The organism is Bacillus sp. LBG-1-113, from assembly GCF_020708615.1.
Classification (GTDB): domain Bacteria; phylum Bacillota; class Bacilli; order Bacillales; family Bacillaceae; genus Bacillus; species Bacillus mojavensis.
This window is the reverse complement of the sequence record NZ_JAJFDG010000001.1, coordinates 874,089-886,838: the sequence shown is the minus strand read 5'-3', so window position 1 is coordinate 886,838 and position 12,750 is coordinate 874,089. Positions and strand designations below refer to the sequence as shown.

16 protein-coding genes and 3 pseudogenes are annotated in these 12,750 nt (G+C 39.9%); 5 read left to right on the top strand and 14 right to left on the bottom strand.

The window, feature by feature from the left end:
* Positions 1–61: 61 nt before the first annotated feature.
* Positions 62–424: a hypothetical protein gene (locus LJF29_RS04880; RefSeq protein ID WP_229147271.1), complete on the bottom strand. Its 363-nt coding sequence runs from the start codon at positions 422–424 to the stop codon at positions 62–64.
* Positions 425–764: 340 nt separating this feature from the next.
* On the opposite strand from LJF29_RS04880, the gene LJF29_RS04870 reads away from it, so the two are divergent.
* Entirely contained in the window at positions 765–845 is an 81-nt protein-coding gene (locus LJF29_RS04870; RefSeq protein ID WP_229147581.1) for a putative holin-like toxin, read from the top strand.
* A 293-nt stretch (positions 846–1,138) separates the two neighbouring features.
* Here the strand turns inward: LJF29_RS04870 and LJF29_RS04865 are convergent.
* From LJF29_RS04865 to LJF29_RS04855, 3 genes and pseudogenes are all read right to left on the bottom strand, one after another.
* Positions 1,139–1,574, bottom strand: a pseudogene (locus LJF29_RS04865) (SMI1/KNR4 family protein).
* A 9-nt stretch (positions 1,575–1,583) separates the two neighbouring features.
* Positions 1,584–2,054 (bottom strand): annotated as a pseudogene (locus tag LJF29_RS04860) (HNH/ENDO VII family nuclease); the annotation flags it as partial.
* Between the two features lie 345 nt (positions 2,055–2,399).
* Positions 2,400–3,146, bottom strand: coding sequence for an SDR family NAD(P)-dependent oxidoreductase (locus LJF29_RS04855; protein WP_015239743.1), 747 nt, complete (start codon positions 3,144–3,146; stop codon positions 2,400–2,402).
* A 169-nt stretch (positions 3,147–3,315) separates the two neighbouring features.
* Here LJF29_RS04855 and LJF29_RS04850 point away from each other — a divergent pair, with 169 nt between their 5' ends.
* A complete protein-coding gene (locus LJF29_RS04850) occupies positions 3,316–3,672 on the top strand; it encodes a winged helix-turn-helix transcriptional regulator (RefSeq protein WP_022553431.1) in 357 nt (118 codons plus the stop codon).
* Between the two features lie 23 nt (positions 3,673–3,695).
* Complete coding sequence (locus LJF29_RS04845; protein ID WP_229147268.1) at positions 3,696–3,911, top strand: hypothetical protein; 216 nt, start codon at positions 3,696–3,698, stop codon at positions 3,909–3,911.
* 503 nt (positions 3,912–4,414) lie between these two features.
* On the opposite strand, the gene csaA is transcribed toward LJF29_RS04845, so the two are convergent.
* The 7 genes and pseudogenes from csaA to LJF29_RS04810 all read right to left on the bottom strand — a co-directional run bounded on the left by csaA (position 4,415) and on the right by LJF29_RS04810 (position 9,152).
* Positions 4,415–4,747 carry a chaperone CsaA gene (gene csaA, locus LJF29_RS04840; protein ID WP_010334556.1) on the bottom strand — a complete coding sequence of 111 codons (333 nt, stop codon included), beginning with the start codon at positions 4,745–4,747 and terminating at the stop codon, positions 4,415–4,417.
* Between the two features lie 62 nt (positions 4,748–4,809).
* The gene (locus LJF29_RS04835; RefSeq protein WP_229147267.1) at positions 4,810–5,532 is read right to left on the bottom strand and encodes a helix-turn-helix domain-containing protein; all 723 of its coding nucleotides are present in this window, start codon (positions 5,530–5,532) and stop codon (positions 4,810–4,812) included.
* Positions 5,532–6,237: pseudogene (locus tag LJF29_RS04830) on the bottom strand (GNAT family N-acetyltransferase). The gene LJF29_RS04835 and the pseudogene LJF29_RS04830 overlap by 1 nt, the downstream one beginning before the upstream one ends.
* A 78-nt stretch (positions 6,238–6,315) precedes the next feature.
* Positions 6,316–6,891 (bottom strand): TetR/AcrR family transcriptional regulator, encoded by a 576-nt coding sequence (locus tag LJF29_RS04825; RefSeq protein WP_229147264.1) that lies wholly within the window; start codon positions 6,889–6,891, stop codon positions 6,316–6,318.
* A gap of 2 nt (positions 6,892–6,893) precedes the next feature.
* Positions 6,894–7,598 carry an MBL fold metallo-hydrolase gene (locus LJF29_RS04820; RefSeq protein ID WP_029441312.1) on the bottom strand — a complete coding sequence of 235 codons (705 nt, stop codon included), beginning with the start codon at positions 7,596–7,598 and terminating at the stop codon, positions 6,894–6,896.
* 76 nt (positions 7,599–7,674) lie between these two features.
* The gene (locus LJF29_RS04815; RefSeq protein ID WP_229147263.1) at positions 7,675–8,160 is read right to left on the bottom strand and encodes a GyrI-like domain-containing protein; all 486 of its coding nucleotides are present in this window, start codon (positions 8,158–8,160) and stop codon (positions 7,675–7,677) included.
* A gap of 53 nt (positions 8,161–8,213) precedes the next feature.
* A complete protein-coding gene (locus tag LJF29_RS04810; protein WP_229147580.1) occupies positions 8,214–9,152 on the bottom strand; it encodes a helix-turn-helix transcriptional regulator in 939 nt (312 codons plus the stop codon).
* 205 nt (positions 9,153–9,357) lie between these two features.
* Between LJF29_RS04810 and LJF29_RS04805 the strand changes: the two genes are divergently transcribed.
* The gene (locus LJF29_RS04805; protein ID WP_229147254.1) at positions 9,358–9,900 is read left to right on the top strand and encodes a kinase; all 543 of its coding nucleotides are present in this window, start codon (positions 9,358–9,360) and stop codon (positions 9,898–9,900) included.
* A gap of 30 nt (positions 9,901–9,930) precedes the next feature.
* On the opposite strand, the gene czrA is transcribed toward LJF29_RS04805, so the two are convergent.
* The gene (gene czrA, locus LJF29_RS04800; protein WP_010334564.1) at positions 9,931–10,263 is read right to left on the bottom strand and encodes a Zn(II)-responsive metalloregulatory transcriptional repressor CzrA; all 333 of its coding nucleotides are present in this window, start codon (positions 10,261–10,263) and stop codon (positions 9,931–9,933) included.
* 191 nt (positions 10,264–10,454) lie between these two features.
* Between czrA and LJF29_RS04795 the strand changes: the two genes are divergently transcribed.
* Complete coding sequence (locus LJF29_RS04795) at positions 10,455–11,129, top strand: lysozyme family protein (protein ID WP_024121708.1); 675 nt, start codon at positions 10,455–10,457, stop codon at positions 11,127–11,129.
* 92 nt (positions 11,130–11,221) lie between these two features.
* Here LJF29_RS04795 and LJF29_RS04790 read toward each other — a convergent pair whose 3' ends face one another.
* Positions 11,222–11,758: a DUF420 domain-containing protein gene (locus LJF29_RS04790; protein WP_003231280.1), complete on the bottom strand. Its 537-nt coding sequence runs from the start codon at positions 11,756–11,758 to the stop codon at positions 11,222–11,224.
* Between the two features lie 137 nt (positions 11,759–11,895).
* Positions 11,896–12,678, bottom strand: coding sequence for a VLRF1 family aeRF1-type release factor (locus tag LJF29_RS04785; RefSeq protein ID WP_168748041.1), 783 nt, complete (start codon positions 12,676–12,678; stop codon positions 11,896–11,898).
* Positions 12,679–12,750: the final 72 nt, after the last annotated feature.

Genomic DNA, 12,750 nt, shown 5'->3' with positions numbered 1-12,750 from the left:
AGGGTTTCCTCCAATCTTGTTTGTTTATGTAACGCACCCGATTCTGGAACAATTAACTGTCTTATATAAGACGGTTCTCTAAAGATTCGATTGCCAGTTTTAGTGCAGTTAAGCGACGCTCGTTTAATGTTTTTTGAGAACTGCCTTCTTTTGCTTTTGCTATTTGTTTTTCTATAGAAGGAATGATATCTTGTAGAACTTCTTTAGAGGTCAATATGATTTCTTGTTCATAACAAAAATCGTCGCCGTTCCAAGTACCTTTTAGGCTTTCCAAACCAATTTTTACTGCGTTTAGTCTCTTTTTGACAAGAGTTGTGTTTGAACCTTTTTCTGTCGCGCTTTTATAAGCATTTGAAAGTTTGCTAAAAGTTGACTCCAAGGATGTAATGGATAAATCTTGGATTTCTTCACTAACAGTCTTCATATACAATCCTCACTTTTCGTTTTTAATAATCCTACAGTTATTAAATTTCTATTCAGGAATATAGACCGATTGCTGAAAACAACAAATCAACACTTTTTAACAATCCTACTCAATAGTTGAATTAGGACTGCACATTGAATTTTGCGAGTCGCAAACTACCATATGTGTCTGCCATTTCAAATATAAATGATGTTGATAGAAATTCTTTCACATGCCCGTTGTCAGTATATTGTGAATTTTTAACAGCAAGGGGATTTATGTATAATATAATATTTCCTGTACACTAAATTTGCTCACTGAAGGGAGTCTTACTCATCCCCTAACGAAAGGGGGTGATGTTATGTCAACATTCCAGGCATTAATGATGCTTGCATTCGGGTCGTTTATAATCGCCCTGTTGACGTATATAAATAAAAAATAGACCTCCCTTGAGCCTCAGAACCTGAAGGGATAGGTCTACCAAGAAACCACATCGAGCAAGCCCTTTGATGGGCAGCTTTTTGTACAAAACCGGGGTGCGCCAACACCCTAGTCTTTTTTATTTTATGCACTTCCATTAAGCACATGCAAAAAATAATTATATTATCTTTCCCTAATTATAACCAGATGGCAATGTTATTTGCAATACAATTGCTTTATGGATAAAACCATTATTTTATTTAGATTGAGGATGTGCAACTCAAGTCTTCTATTGCGCTATAGCAATACTTTTGCTTAATCGTCCCAGTCATCTTTCGCTTCCTGAATCTTATTATAAAAAAATTCAATAAAGCTTTCTGCAGCAGTACCTTGATAACCGATTACCCTATCCCATTCAACTACAGGGCATTCTCCGTCTTTCATTTTATTCGTATCTAGACAGTTAGCAAAGTAGTCAACATCTTAACTACAAGTCCAACAGTAAGGCCATAGTGTTCTCTATATTCCTTAGTTCTATTTACGACTGATGCATGATCAAAATTGTAGCCTAAAACTAAAACACCGAATAAACCACCAGCACCATATTTTTCTAAAAACCATTTATAGCTATTGGGAAGATTGCATCGGAGGGTTTCTTCAATGCGATCAATGTTTTCATGACTTGCGCCTTCTGTAAATATAGCATTTGTTTATTTTCATTAATAAAGTTTTCCACCTTTGAATTGATCATTTAAACACCTCAATTCTCATTCTCAAATTGTTTCGCTCTCCACTTCCAATATCTCTTTCTAAAGCTTTCGTATTGGGCTTTTAAATCCTTATCATTTCTAAAACTTTCACCATCAGACTTAAGCTTATGAATGACATCACTATATTTTGTATGTAAACTGTTCGGGATTTCAAGCATTGGGCCAGGTTCTTCTTGAATCAAGTGATGTAAATTAATCTGTGTGCCATCTTTTGCATAAGGGGCATTCCCGTTTTTCATTAGTTGAAGATTTGTAACGCCGAATTCTGTTTTTTGATTAATATCTATATCTTTCATAGTATACACTCTTCGGCTTACATCTTTAACTTTCCCCTTCGCCTTTACCTTCCCCTTTATTTCATACGCTTCATACTTTTCTTTATTTAGCCATGGGGGACTTATCTTTTGGCCAGTAAACGGTTTTCTTGTTCCGTCTGGTATTTTCTTCGCATTAATTAAAAGTTATTTTATAAACAAAAAGAGAGGATAGATGAACAGGGTGAAAATGCCTGTATTCAACTATCTTTTTTTGTACAACAAATGACCTCATTTACTACAACAACGGTGTTGTTTGTTCTTCAACTAACGCCCCCGTTACTTTAAGTACATTTATTCACAAAGTAATCTTTTTTACAGGTCATTTAGTGGTAGCTCCAGGAAAATGCGAATTTACAACGTTAATCAAATTCAAACATAAAAAAGTCGAATTCCCTGTCCTTTAAGGAAAACGACTTTTTTATACGACTTCTTCAAGTAAATCCCCATTAACCTTTTTTGGGGACTATTTGTAATCTCTGCGCAGTGAAATTATACCTGTGCTAGCCCGCCATCTACGAACAATTCAACACCCGTCAAGTAACTGCTTTCGTCTGAAGCAAGGAAAGATACAGCGTTTGCTACTTCTTCAGGTGTCCCAACTTTTCCAGCTGGAACAGTATTTCTGGTATTTTCCATTGCTCCTTCAAGTGCATCACCAAAAAGCTCATCGTATGCAGGTGTAAGAATAACTCCTGGACTAACCACATTTACACGGATTTCAGTACCTTTTAGGTCAAGAATCCAGTTGCGAACTAGTGCTCTTAATGCTGCTTTAGATGCTCCATATACACTAAACGCTGGGTTGCCAATTGATCCAGCAGTAGAGCCCGTTACAATAATAGAACCTACTTTGTCCGGGAATAGTGATAACGCTTTTTGAACAGTAAAGATGGTTCCTTTAACGTTAATGTCGAACGTTCTATCAACCTGCTCTTCAGTAATTTCACCTAATGGAAGGAAGTTGCCGGTGCCTGCATTAGCAAAAAGAATGTCCAACTTACCTTTTTCCTGCTTTATCATGTCATATAGTTTGTCTAAGTCTTCAAGCTTAGAAATATCACCTTGAACACCGGTTACGTTCTTGCCAATTTGGTTAACAGCTTTATCAAGTTCGTTTTGTCTACGTCCCGTGATATAAACATATGCACCTTCGTTTACAAATTTTTGTGCTGTAGCAAGACCAATCCCACTTGTTCCACCCGTTACAAGCGCTATTTTACCTTCAAATTTACCCATACTTAACACTTCCTTTAGAATTAATTTTATTTTATGTTTAGTACCTTTAAGTACTTGTAGAACAACTTACAAGATATAGTATCCTTCAGTAAGCACATTATCGGAAGTACCCACTTTTTTGTGATATAGTAACTAAAAAGTAATAAATGTGGAATGGAGAGCTTTAGACATGAAAAAATTTAGCTGTGGGTTTGAAGTGACAAAGGAAGTGATTGGTGGAAAATGGAAAGGCCTTGTATTATACTTTTTAATGAATGGACCAAAGAGAACGAGTGAATTAAAGCGCATTATCCCAAATATAACTCAGAAAATGCTGATTCAAACACTTAGAGAGCTTGAAGCCAGTGGACTTGTGAGCAGAAAGATGTATAATCAAGTACCGCCGAAGGTTGAATATTCATCCACTGAACTTGGAGAATCTCTTAAACCTATCTTGCAGGAGCTCTGTCAATGGGGAAGCCATTATGCGGAGCAAGAGTATGCAGAAGGTGAATATGAAATTGTACAACCAGAACAACTAAGTTAGGATTGATGTAGCTGCTGAAGTAAATGCTAAACAACTTTCAATACCATCACCTAACAGATGAAGAACAGTCAGAAATAAATGAGATATTCAATTTTGAAAGTGAAGTTCTAATAAGAAGTGTCATGGACTATATTCAGGAGAACTTTGATGAAATTCAAAAAAGAGCTGTTTCAAATGTTAATGAGAAGGTTCAGAAACTTAGCCAAAAAATAAATGAAGATATTGATAAAAATATTTAATGCCTATGATCTCTAGATAGGCATTTTTTTGTGCATAAAAAAAGAACTGAATTAAAAATCCAGGTCACACTACTCCCCTGTATTCACCTTATCATTTAGTACGTTTTCGTTGATTTAACAGCATTTATTCACTTTCACAAAACGGTGTTTCAGATCACACTCAGGTCACAGTACGGGTCACAGTTAAGTCACATTGCGATTGTTGATGACAAGGATAGAACCAATTATTGTCATACAAATTAACAATAATACAGTAATCATAGACGATTTTTGATTATTTTCGACAAATTTCGTCAAAAGAAGACACGTTTTACAACAAATTTAATCACAATAACGCAAAGTAACCCTTGCAATTCCTCCCCCACCATGCTATATTCATATAGCGATGAGCTGAATTGTGTAAGCCGATGTACATGCCCTTTGCGGCACACACGAATGTGGCGTGTGGTGCATCGCCTCAATACGCAAAGACGTTTGCCTCTTAGGCAAACGTCTTTTTTGTGTTATCCGATTTTTGTTCCGTTTGGTAACGGTTGTCCCGGTTGAAGCAGGACGACGTCACCTTGGCCGGGAATGCCGCCGAGGACTAACACTTCGGACTTAAAACCTGCGATTCGGCGCGGCGGAAAGTTCACGACAGCGATAATTTGTGAGTTGGTCAGTTCTTCTGGGCGGTAGCGCTTTGTGATTTGCGCGCTTGATTGTTTGACGCCGATCTCTTCTCCAAAATCAATGAACAGTTTAATCGCCGGGACTCTTGCTTCAGGAAATTCTTCTGCTTTGATAATGGTCCCAGTTCTGATATCCAATTTTTCAAAATCCTCAATTACAGCCATCATTATATCTCCTTTTTCTTACTATTTTAAAAGAGACACTTGTTAATTGTTTAACCAAAAGCTCATATTTTTTTATCCGAATGAAAGGTGTTCCGGTATATTCGGGGCGATACACCTGTACTTTTTGCAAACCATCTTGTAAAAGAAGAAAGGTTTTGAAAGCCGAGCGATTGGCTCACAACAGTCAGTGTTTCATTTTTCTCAATCAGCATCCGTTTCGCTTCCTCGAGACGGAGGTCAGCTATATAGGCTTGAGGGGATTTTCCGGTCTGTTTCTTGAACCAGCTTGAATAGTAAGCTGGGTGATAATGTTCAATTTTCGCCAGCTTTTGTATTGTCAGCGGCTCAGACAAATGGCTATGGATGTATGAGATTGAAGCATGAGTATGGGTTTGCAGTTTTTCTTTTATGTATTGAACAAGCAGATGGAGCGTATGTGCTGAGCGTGTATTTGCTTCCTCTATTAATAAGTGCCTGATCGATGACCAAAAAGGATCGATTGCAGCTTCAATCCCTGCGGCTGCATGATACTCCTCAATTTTCATCGCATGAAGCGGCACATCCAGCACAAGACATTCATTTCTGCCAATAGAGCGGAACCGATGCTCGCACTCTGGCGGAATGTATAAAAAATGATCCGGCTTTAATTTGACCTGACGCTCCTCTGTTTCAAGATCGATATTCCCTTCAAGGGGAAAAAGAAATTGGCTGTACGCGTGCTTATGTGAGGAATAAAGGCGTGTATATGTCCGTTTTTCACAGATAATCTCTTGAAGCGAATTCATCAGCCATCCTCCTTTTTGATCCCGTAATGGTGTTCCGATATAGGCGAGAACCCGATTTTTTCATACAAAGAAACGGCGGCTGAGTTTTCTTTCATCACTTGCAAGTACATATACTTAGCTCCATTGTTCATTGACCATTCAGTCAGAGCCCTGATGACTTGAGTCCCTGCCCCTTTTCCTCTATGTTCCTTTGCTACAACAACGTTGCTGAGTCTGCCATAGCCATCGATAACGGAGGACGTGCCCACTGCTGTCAGGCCGCCTTGGTCATACATAGTGAGAAAGGTTTTACACGGCTGCATCCGTTTTAAAATGCTTGTATAGCCGCAATGCCGTTCTAGTGAAAATTCTTCCAATCGGATAAAATCATCAATCCATAAAGACGATGGCTCCTGCTCCCATTTATATGTAAATCGGCTGTTGTCAAACGTACGATCTAATATATCGCAGCAGGATGCTGTCATTTGAAAACATTCATCTATCTTTTCATATCCGCTGTCTGCCAATGCATCATCCAGTCCTTCCGGTGATGCGTCACTGATTTGAATACAAACAGGCAGGCCTAAACTTTTATTTGGTAATCTCCTTCTGGCATATCCGCCGATGTCTAAAATTCGCTCTAAGAAGCCTTTTCCCCATTCTCTTTTGAATATAAGACGGCCATGATGCTGCCGCTAATTGCTCAATTTTGTAAATATCATGCATAGCCTCTTGCCTCTCCCTTATCTATACTGCAAGATATATTATACAATATTCAGAAATATAAGACATGAATTATTTGGTTTACATAATATTTTTATTGTTTATCGACAGACCCGATAGGAATAATCGAATTGAAAATGCTAAGCTGTCTGAAATGTCTTCCTTTAGTTCAAACGCTTCTTTTCCGATTAAAGTCGCGAATCCGTGCAGCAAGCTTCGCAGCCCTCTTGTTGCATGAATCACATTCTGTTCGTTTGCATAACCGCTGTCAATAAGCAGTTTCGCGACAAGCCGGACAATCTGGTTTGACAGGCATTCAGCTCTTTCATCTTGAATTTTAAGCAAAGTCGCTTCATAATAACCCGGATTTTCAACTGCAAACCAAACATATGCATCGCTTAAAGATAGCAAGGCGGACTCCCCCTTCTGTTCTTTGACGGAATCAGCCATCTGATCAAAAAGTTTTGTCAAACCGCTGACAGCAAGCTCTGTTCTGATTCCCTGCAGCCCGCTTATGTGATTATATAGAGACGGGGGCCGTACATTCATTTTTTTAGAGAGTGCGGCTAGCGTCACGCCGTTTATTCCTTCCTGATCAGCAATCTCTGCCGCCGCCTCTATAATCATCTTTTGATGTAAACCTGCTCTCGGTGACATGTTCAAACCCCTTTCTTTGCTTTTTGAATGGCTAATTTCATCGACTGTTCAGGTGAAGCAAGGAAATGACCATGTCCGACCGCAAGACAGCTCGGCGCCTTGTCAACGAGCCGTTCCGCACTTCTTACAGCAGCCTCCTTATTCCAAGTGGCGAAGGCAGGAAAAGGAAATGTCCATCTCATTTGGCCGGAAACGGCTATCCCCCCGCGTAATTGAAATGCATCCCCAGCTATTACAATTCCGTTTCTTGTGTCCAGAAACGACATGCTTCCCGGGGTATGACCCGGGGTTGAAATCGCAAGGAGAGAACCGATTGTTTCGCCACCCGCCAGCAAAACGTCAGGCTTTGTTTTGATATTTTTTGGAATTCCTCCTTTTATAGGCGTCTGCGGTTCATCTTTCCGCAAAGAAACATCACCTTTTAACAAAAATGAATCACGCTCGGAAATGACAACCTTTGCATCAGGAAAAGCTTGGGACAGTACATCCAACGAACCGACATGATCACCGTGCGCATGAGTCAGTAAAATATGTTGCAGTGGTTTTCCCAGCTGATTCACTGCTTGGATAATCCCTTTATAGCTGTTCGGAAGACCAGTATCAATTAAGGTTACTTCATTTTCTTCCTCTACAAGATAACAATTGACCGGAAATAATGCCGGATAAAACGTCAGCTGCCGCACAGTTTGATTCTGAATCATTCTCATATGATAACTCCTCCTGAATAAAAAACTAATGGTGTTAGTTTTATTATTAACTAATACCATTAGTTTTTCAAGAGTGTTATGCTGATTTTATGGCGACAAATATTTTCACCTGCGCCCTCTGCGGTGAAAGCGCACTTTGATCATACTGTTCGAAGTCTCCCGAAAACGTACGCAAATGCCGCTTGTCCCAAGTCCAAATTTCCTTCCACGTCTCGAGTACAACGTCTTCAATAGGACCGATTTTTGAAGTAAAAACAGCATAAGCGGAAGCCGGTAAATATATATCTTCATACGGTTCCGGAAGCATGTCGTTATGCTCGGTAAAAGCGCCGACAGAAAATGTGTAAAACCCATTCTCCTGCTGTTCGTAATGAGAGTATAAAGCGATAATGCTCTGATCCTTTTTATGAGGCGGGAGTAACACGCTCGTATCCTGCTGCCAAAATCGATTCCATAAGAGCGGAATTTGTCTTTTTTCTGTCATTTCCAGTGCATTGCTTGTTCTTTGGGACAGTCCTGAAAAACGCTTTTGTTCTAAATGTGTAACTTGTGAATAGTTCATATGATACCTCCTTTTTACCTAGATTATAAAAGAAGAAACCTGACAGCATTGTGTCAGGTTTCATATATTTTTTGCATATGAAAAATCGTTTCTTTTACCTTTTCCCGGATATGAAGAGGTTCCAGGACCTCAATATCCTTGCCAAATTGCAGCAAGAAACCAATCAGCCATTGATCCGCGGGCAGGGATATCACCGCTCGGCAGGCTTCATTTTCATCAAATTGAAGGCTATCACTTCCAAACCATTCACTTATACGCTGACGTGCCCCGGGCTGAACAAGGATGACCAGCTCAGTTAAACGATCCTTTCGATACCAATTCACATCCCAGGGCAGAGTCTCCAGCTGTATGTCTTTTCTCATAAATGATTGATGTAAAATAGTCATATCTTTTATGCGGCTTAATTTAAAAAAGCGGAAATCGTTTCTAACCAGACAGTAGGCGTATAAATACCAGCGGCCTGCCTTGCATACCAGCGTGTAAGGCTCTGTTTCACGGAGAAGTGTTTCCCCGTTTGCATTTGTATATGTAAACGATATGGTTGACGACCGATCGATTGCATCACTGATGTTTTCTCGAAGCGCCTTTTGGTTCTCTGTTTGTCCCCATGCCGTCATGTCAATAAACCATTTTTCCGTTTCACGCTTAAATGCCTCTGCGGCCTGGTCTGGTATGAGATGTTTTATTTTTTGATAAGCCGCGCTGTGAGAAGCGGGTTCATACATGGATGAGATGCTCTGCAAAGCGGAAGCAATAGCAAATAGCTCCTCTTCTTTCAGCCACTCTCTTTCAAGCCGATACGTTTCCATCACACTGATCCCGCCCCCGGCGCCTTGTGAGGTTACAATCGGAATGCCCGCTCTGCTGATCGTATCAATATCTCGGTAAATCGTTCTGACTGATACTTCAAATAAATCAGCTAGATCAGCAGCCTGCACTTGTTTTTTGCTGATTAATAACATCACCATCGCTAACATACGTTCCAGTTTCATTTTTCGCACCTTGTCTCCTGCTTTTATTTTCCAATATTATCATACCATTTTATGAGGCTTGGGCATATCTATTATGCAGCCTAAAGGCATCGTGCATATATTATGAAAACAGGGGCCTCCCCTTCTTTTTTTATGGTTATTGTTTATTTAGACTACTATTTCAAAACGGATAAGCATACACTTCTCAACGGAGGGGATTCACATCATGCATCTTACACTTCAAAGCGTTTATCCTGTCATGATTATCGTCTTTTTTCTGTATAAAAAAATCAAGCGCTCCATCGGATATCAGCCGCTGAAGCCTCGCTGGCTTTTTACTCGTTTGGTTCTTTTTTCAATGTTTGCATTCGGTCTCACTATCTTCAGCCTCATTCATCCATCTTTGTACGGATATTTCATTATCGGTATTCTTGGCGGATGTCTGCTGGTTTTTTTCGCCAGGAAAAATCTCTCCTTTGAAAAACGCAGAGGAAAAATTTATTTTCGGACTCATATTTGGGTGGAGCTTATTCTGCTAACCCTATTTTTATCGAGATTTCTTTATCGTGTAACAGAGCTGTACCTTGCCGCGCCTGATTTACACAGCCTGGGATCATACAGCCAGTCTATCGGAACTGATCCTTTCACGATTGGCGTCTGTTTTCTAATCGCCGTCTATTATATCGGTTTTTCCTCTATTGTCATCAAAATCAGCAGAAACGGGCTGGAGCAAAATGGGCACTGTAAAGAAAAAGACATCCTTGCTTAATCGCGACATGCGGCAGCAAGGATGTCTTTTTTAATCGTGTCTTGTATGGTGGATCATTTGCTGAAGCACATCTAAAACATGCTCATCCTCGGGAGAATAGTAGATTGATGTACCTTCTCTGCGCGATTTCACGAGCCGGAGATTTTTTAAAAACCTGAGCTGATGGGATACTGTTGATTGCAGTAAATTCAGTTTCTCAGCGATCCCGTTCACAGCATGTTCACCCTGAGAAAGCAAATGGAGAATCCTGATTCTGGTAGGATCAGAAAGCGCTTTGAAGGTTTGTGCGACTAGGAATAAAGTTTCTTCATCCAAATCGGTCACCGTTTCATTTGCACGGTCCGCTTCTCGAAATTCAGTCATGTGTCTCACCTTTCTTATTTCATAGTTTTATCTTATAACAAATGACCTTTCATGCAAACCTGTCTCTTCTTGTTTCAATTCAACCTCACAGTTTAAATTTATGTTTCAAATCAGGTTTTTACTTGGTCTGGTATATGTTCTATGTCATAATAAAAAAGTCATACTGCTGCAAACATTGAGGGTGAAACACAGTGAAGAAAAAGAGAAAAGGCTGTTTCGCTGCTGCGGGTTTTATGATGATTTCTGTCTTTGTCATGGCCTCTTTTTTATTGGTCCTGCTTTTGTTCAACCGCGATTTAATCAAAAAACTTCCGATTGACACGAAAACCATTGTCCTCGAACGTTTAACTGATTATAAACCGCTGGTTGAGGACGAGCTTGAAAACCGGGGACTCTCCAATTACACATCGCTGATCCTCGGCATGATGTATCAGGAGTCAAAAGGAAAAGGCAATGATCCGATGCAGTCCTCTGAATCTCTGGGGTTAAAGCGTAATGAGATAACAGACCCTCAACTCAGTATTAAACAAGGCATCAAGCAATTTACCCTCATGTACAAAACCGGTAAAGAAAAAGGTGTGGATTTGGACACGATTATTCAAAGCTACAACATGGGGGCAGGTTATATTGATTTTGTAGCTGAACATGGAGGAACGCATACTGAGGAATTGGCAAAACAATACTCCGAGCAGCAAGTCGAAAAAAATCCCGGGCTCTATACTTGCGGAGGAAATGAAAACAATTTCCGTTATCCGTATTGCTACGGTGATTACACGTACGCGGAAAAAGTAAAAGAAAAAACGAAAACGGTTGAAAAATCTTTACAAGTCGCAACACTTGAAACCATGGAATCAACGGCTCATTAAAGGAGCCTGTTAATTTACTGACAAAGCCCAAAACGATATTTGGGCTTTTGTCATGTTTACAAACCTCAAAAAAGCCATACTGAGTATGGCTTTTAATAATACGGTGATATCATCAAATAAACAATAACACCTGTAAGGCTGACATACAGCCACAGCGGCATTGTCCATCTGGCGATTTTTTTATGGCGTTCCACCTGCATGCTGAAGCCTCTGATCAGCGTAAACAGCGCAAGCGGCACGATGATTGCAGAAAGGCAGATATGCGTAATTAATATAAAGAAATAAATCGGACGCATAATACCTTCTCCGCCATACAGCGTATTCTCCGCAATCGAATGGTATGTGACATAGCAAATCAAGAACAATAATGTTGTCGTAAAAGCAGCTAAAATAAAGCGTTTATGCGCCTTAATGTTTTTTTGTTTAATCATAATCAATGCCGCCAACAAGAAGATAAACGTAAAGCTGTTGAATATCGCATTCAGCATTGGCAAAATGTGAATATTCGCATGGCTGAACTGATCTAATTTAGGCATAAAAAACAGCACTGCGATCAAACCGTTAATCAGAACTGTCAGCGTAAGGACAATTCCAGTATAATTTTTCGGTTTATTTTCTGTTTGATTCATTTGGTGACCTCTCCTAATTTGTACTGGCTATCCAAATCGTATGCAAATTCAACGGAGATGTCAACGTTTTCGATGGCTTCGTCAGAAATTAGACACACTTCAGAAGGCCGATGCTTAAAAAGCACCAGCCTTTTGGTTTATGCCTCTTGCATTAAATGATCAACGACCTTATGTTCATTTTCATTCAGCAAATTCTTTTGGATTTTCGAATGAATGGGTTTATTCATATGCTGATCCAGGATGTCAGCTGTTTTTTTATCACCGGCAATGATCATTCGCTCCCATTTTTTTGCCGCGGCTTTCTGGTCGAGATTGGCCGCCAGCCGCTTGTACAGTCTCGTTTGATTCTCCGTTACATGATTCTTCAGGTGTTCCTCTTCTAATGATGCCGATTTGGTTTTAGAAGACTGGCTGCTCTCCCAAGACTCATTGATTGCGTCATATTCATAATGTTCGACCGCTTCAATTTTGCCTAAAACGGTTTCTATAATTTTCACTTCATTTTGCTGCGTTAAAATAAAAGCTGTACTTGGATACGTTTTGCGCAAATTTTCCAGCTGGTCAAGTACAGCTGTCTCCTCCCAGAAAAATGTTGTTTCAACAGGAATCTGAAGCGTGATCGCTTCCCATATCCCGCTATTTGAAACAAAAAATACAAGGCTGCGCGGCATATTTTTTCCTATTCCGTTAAGGTGCTGATAGATTTTGTCACTGATTGCATTCAGACACTTTTCTTCCTCCGGGTCACTTGCTGCCAGATATTCTTTTAATCTCCCGAACCCTGACTTAAGGGTAATTTTCCATTCTCCCCCCTGTTGCTCTGGATCCCTCATATCTGTGTTGAGATATAACGAAAGAATTTTGTCAGGGGGTTCCAATTGGACATAACGCAATTTCTTAATCAATGAATCAATCGGCATTCATCTTCCTCCTTTTGCAACGGGTTACTTTTCTTTTTCCTCTCTTAAAACCAACTAAACCTTACTTGCGCT

Excerpts from the sequence above, each read along its gene's own strand:
- LJF29_RS04880 (WP_229147271.1), bottom strand. The coding sequence starts at position 424 with ATGAAGACTGTTAGTGAAGAAATCCAAGATTTATCCATTACATCCTTG.
- LJF29_RS04870 (WP_229147581.1), top strand. The coding sequence starts at position 765 with ATGTCAACATTCCAGGCATTAATGATGCTTGCATTCGGGTCGTTTATA.
- LJF29_RS04855 (WP_015239743.1), bottom strand. The coding sequence starts at position 3,146 with ATGGGTAAATTTGAAGGTAAAATAGCGCTTGTAACGGGTGGAACAAGT.
- LJF29_RS04850 (WP_022553431.1), top strand. The coding sequence starts at position 3,316 with ATGAAAAAATTTAGCTGTGGGTTTGAAGTGACAAAGGAAGTGATTGGT.
- LJF29_RS04845 (WP_229147268.1), top strand. The coding sequence starts at position 3,696 with ATGCTAAACAACTTTCAATACCATCACCTAACAGATGAAGAACAGTCA.
- csaA (WP_010334556.1), bottom strand. The coding sequence starts at position 4,747 with ATGGCTGTAATTGAGGATTTTGAAAAATTGGATATCAGAACTGGGACC.
- LJF29_RS04835 (WP_229147267.1), bottom strand. The coding sequence starts at position 5,532 with ATGAATTCGCTTCAAGAGATTATCTGTGAAAAACGGACATATACACGC.
- LJF29_RS04825 (WP_229147264.1), bottom strand. The coding sequence starts at position 6,891 with ATGTCACCGAGAGCAGGTTTACATCAAAAGATGATTATAGAGGCGGCG.
- LJF29_RS04820 (WP_029441312.1), bottom strand. The coding sequence starts at position 7,598 with ATGAGAATGATTCAGAATCAAACTGTGCGGCAGCTGACGTTTTATCCG.
- LJF29_RS04815 (WP_229147263.1), bottom strand. The coding sequence starts at position 8,160 with ATGAACTATTCACAAGTTACACATTTAGAACAAAAGCGTTTTTCAGGA.
- LJF29_RS04810 (WP_229147580.1), bottom strand. The coding sequence starts at position 9,152 with ATGAAACTGGAACGTATGTTAGCGATGGTGATGTTATTAATCAGCAAA.
- LJF29_RS04805 (WP_229147254.1), top strand. The coding sequence starts at position 9,358 with ATGCATCTTACACTTCAAAGCGTTTATCCTGTCATGATTATCGTCTTT.
- czrA (WP_010334564.1), bottom strand. The coding sequence starts at position 10,263 with ATGACTGAATTTCGAGAAGCGGACCGTGCAAATGAAACGGTGACCGAT.
- LJF29_RS04790 (WP_003231280.1), bottom strand. The coding sequence starts at position 11,758 with ATGAATCAAACAGAAAATAAACCGAAAAATTATACTGGAATTGTCCTT.
- LJF29_RS04785 (WP_168748041.1), bottom strand. The coding sequence starts at position 12,678 with ATGCCGATTGATTCATTGATTAAGAAATTGCGTTATGTCCAATTGGAA.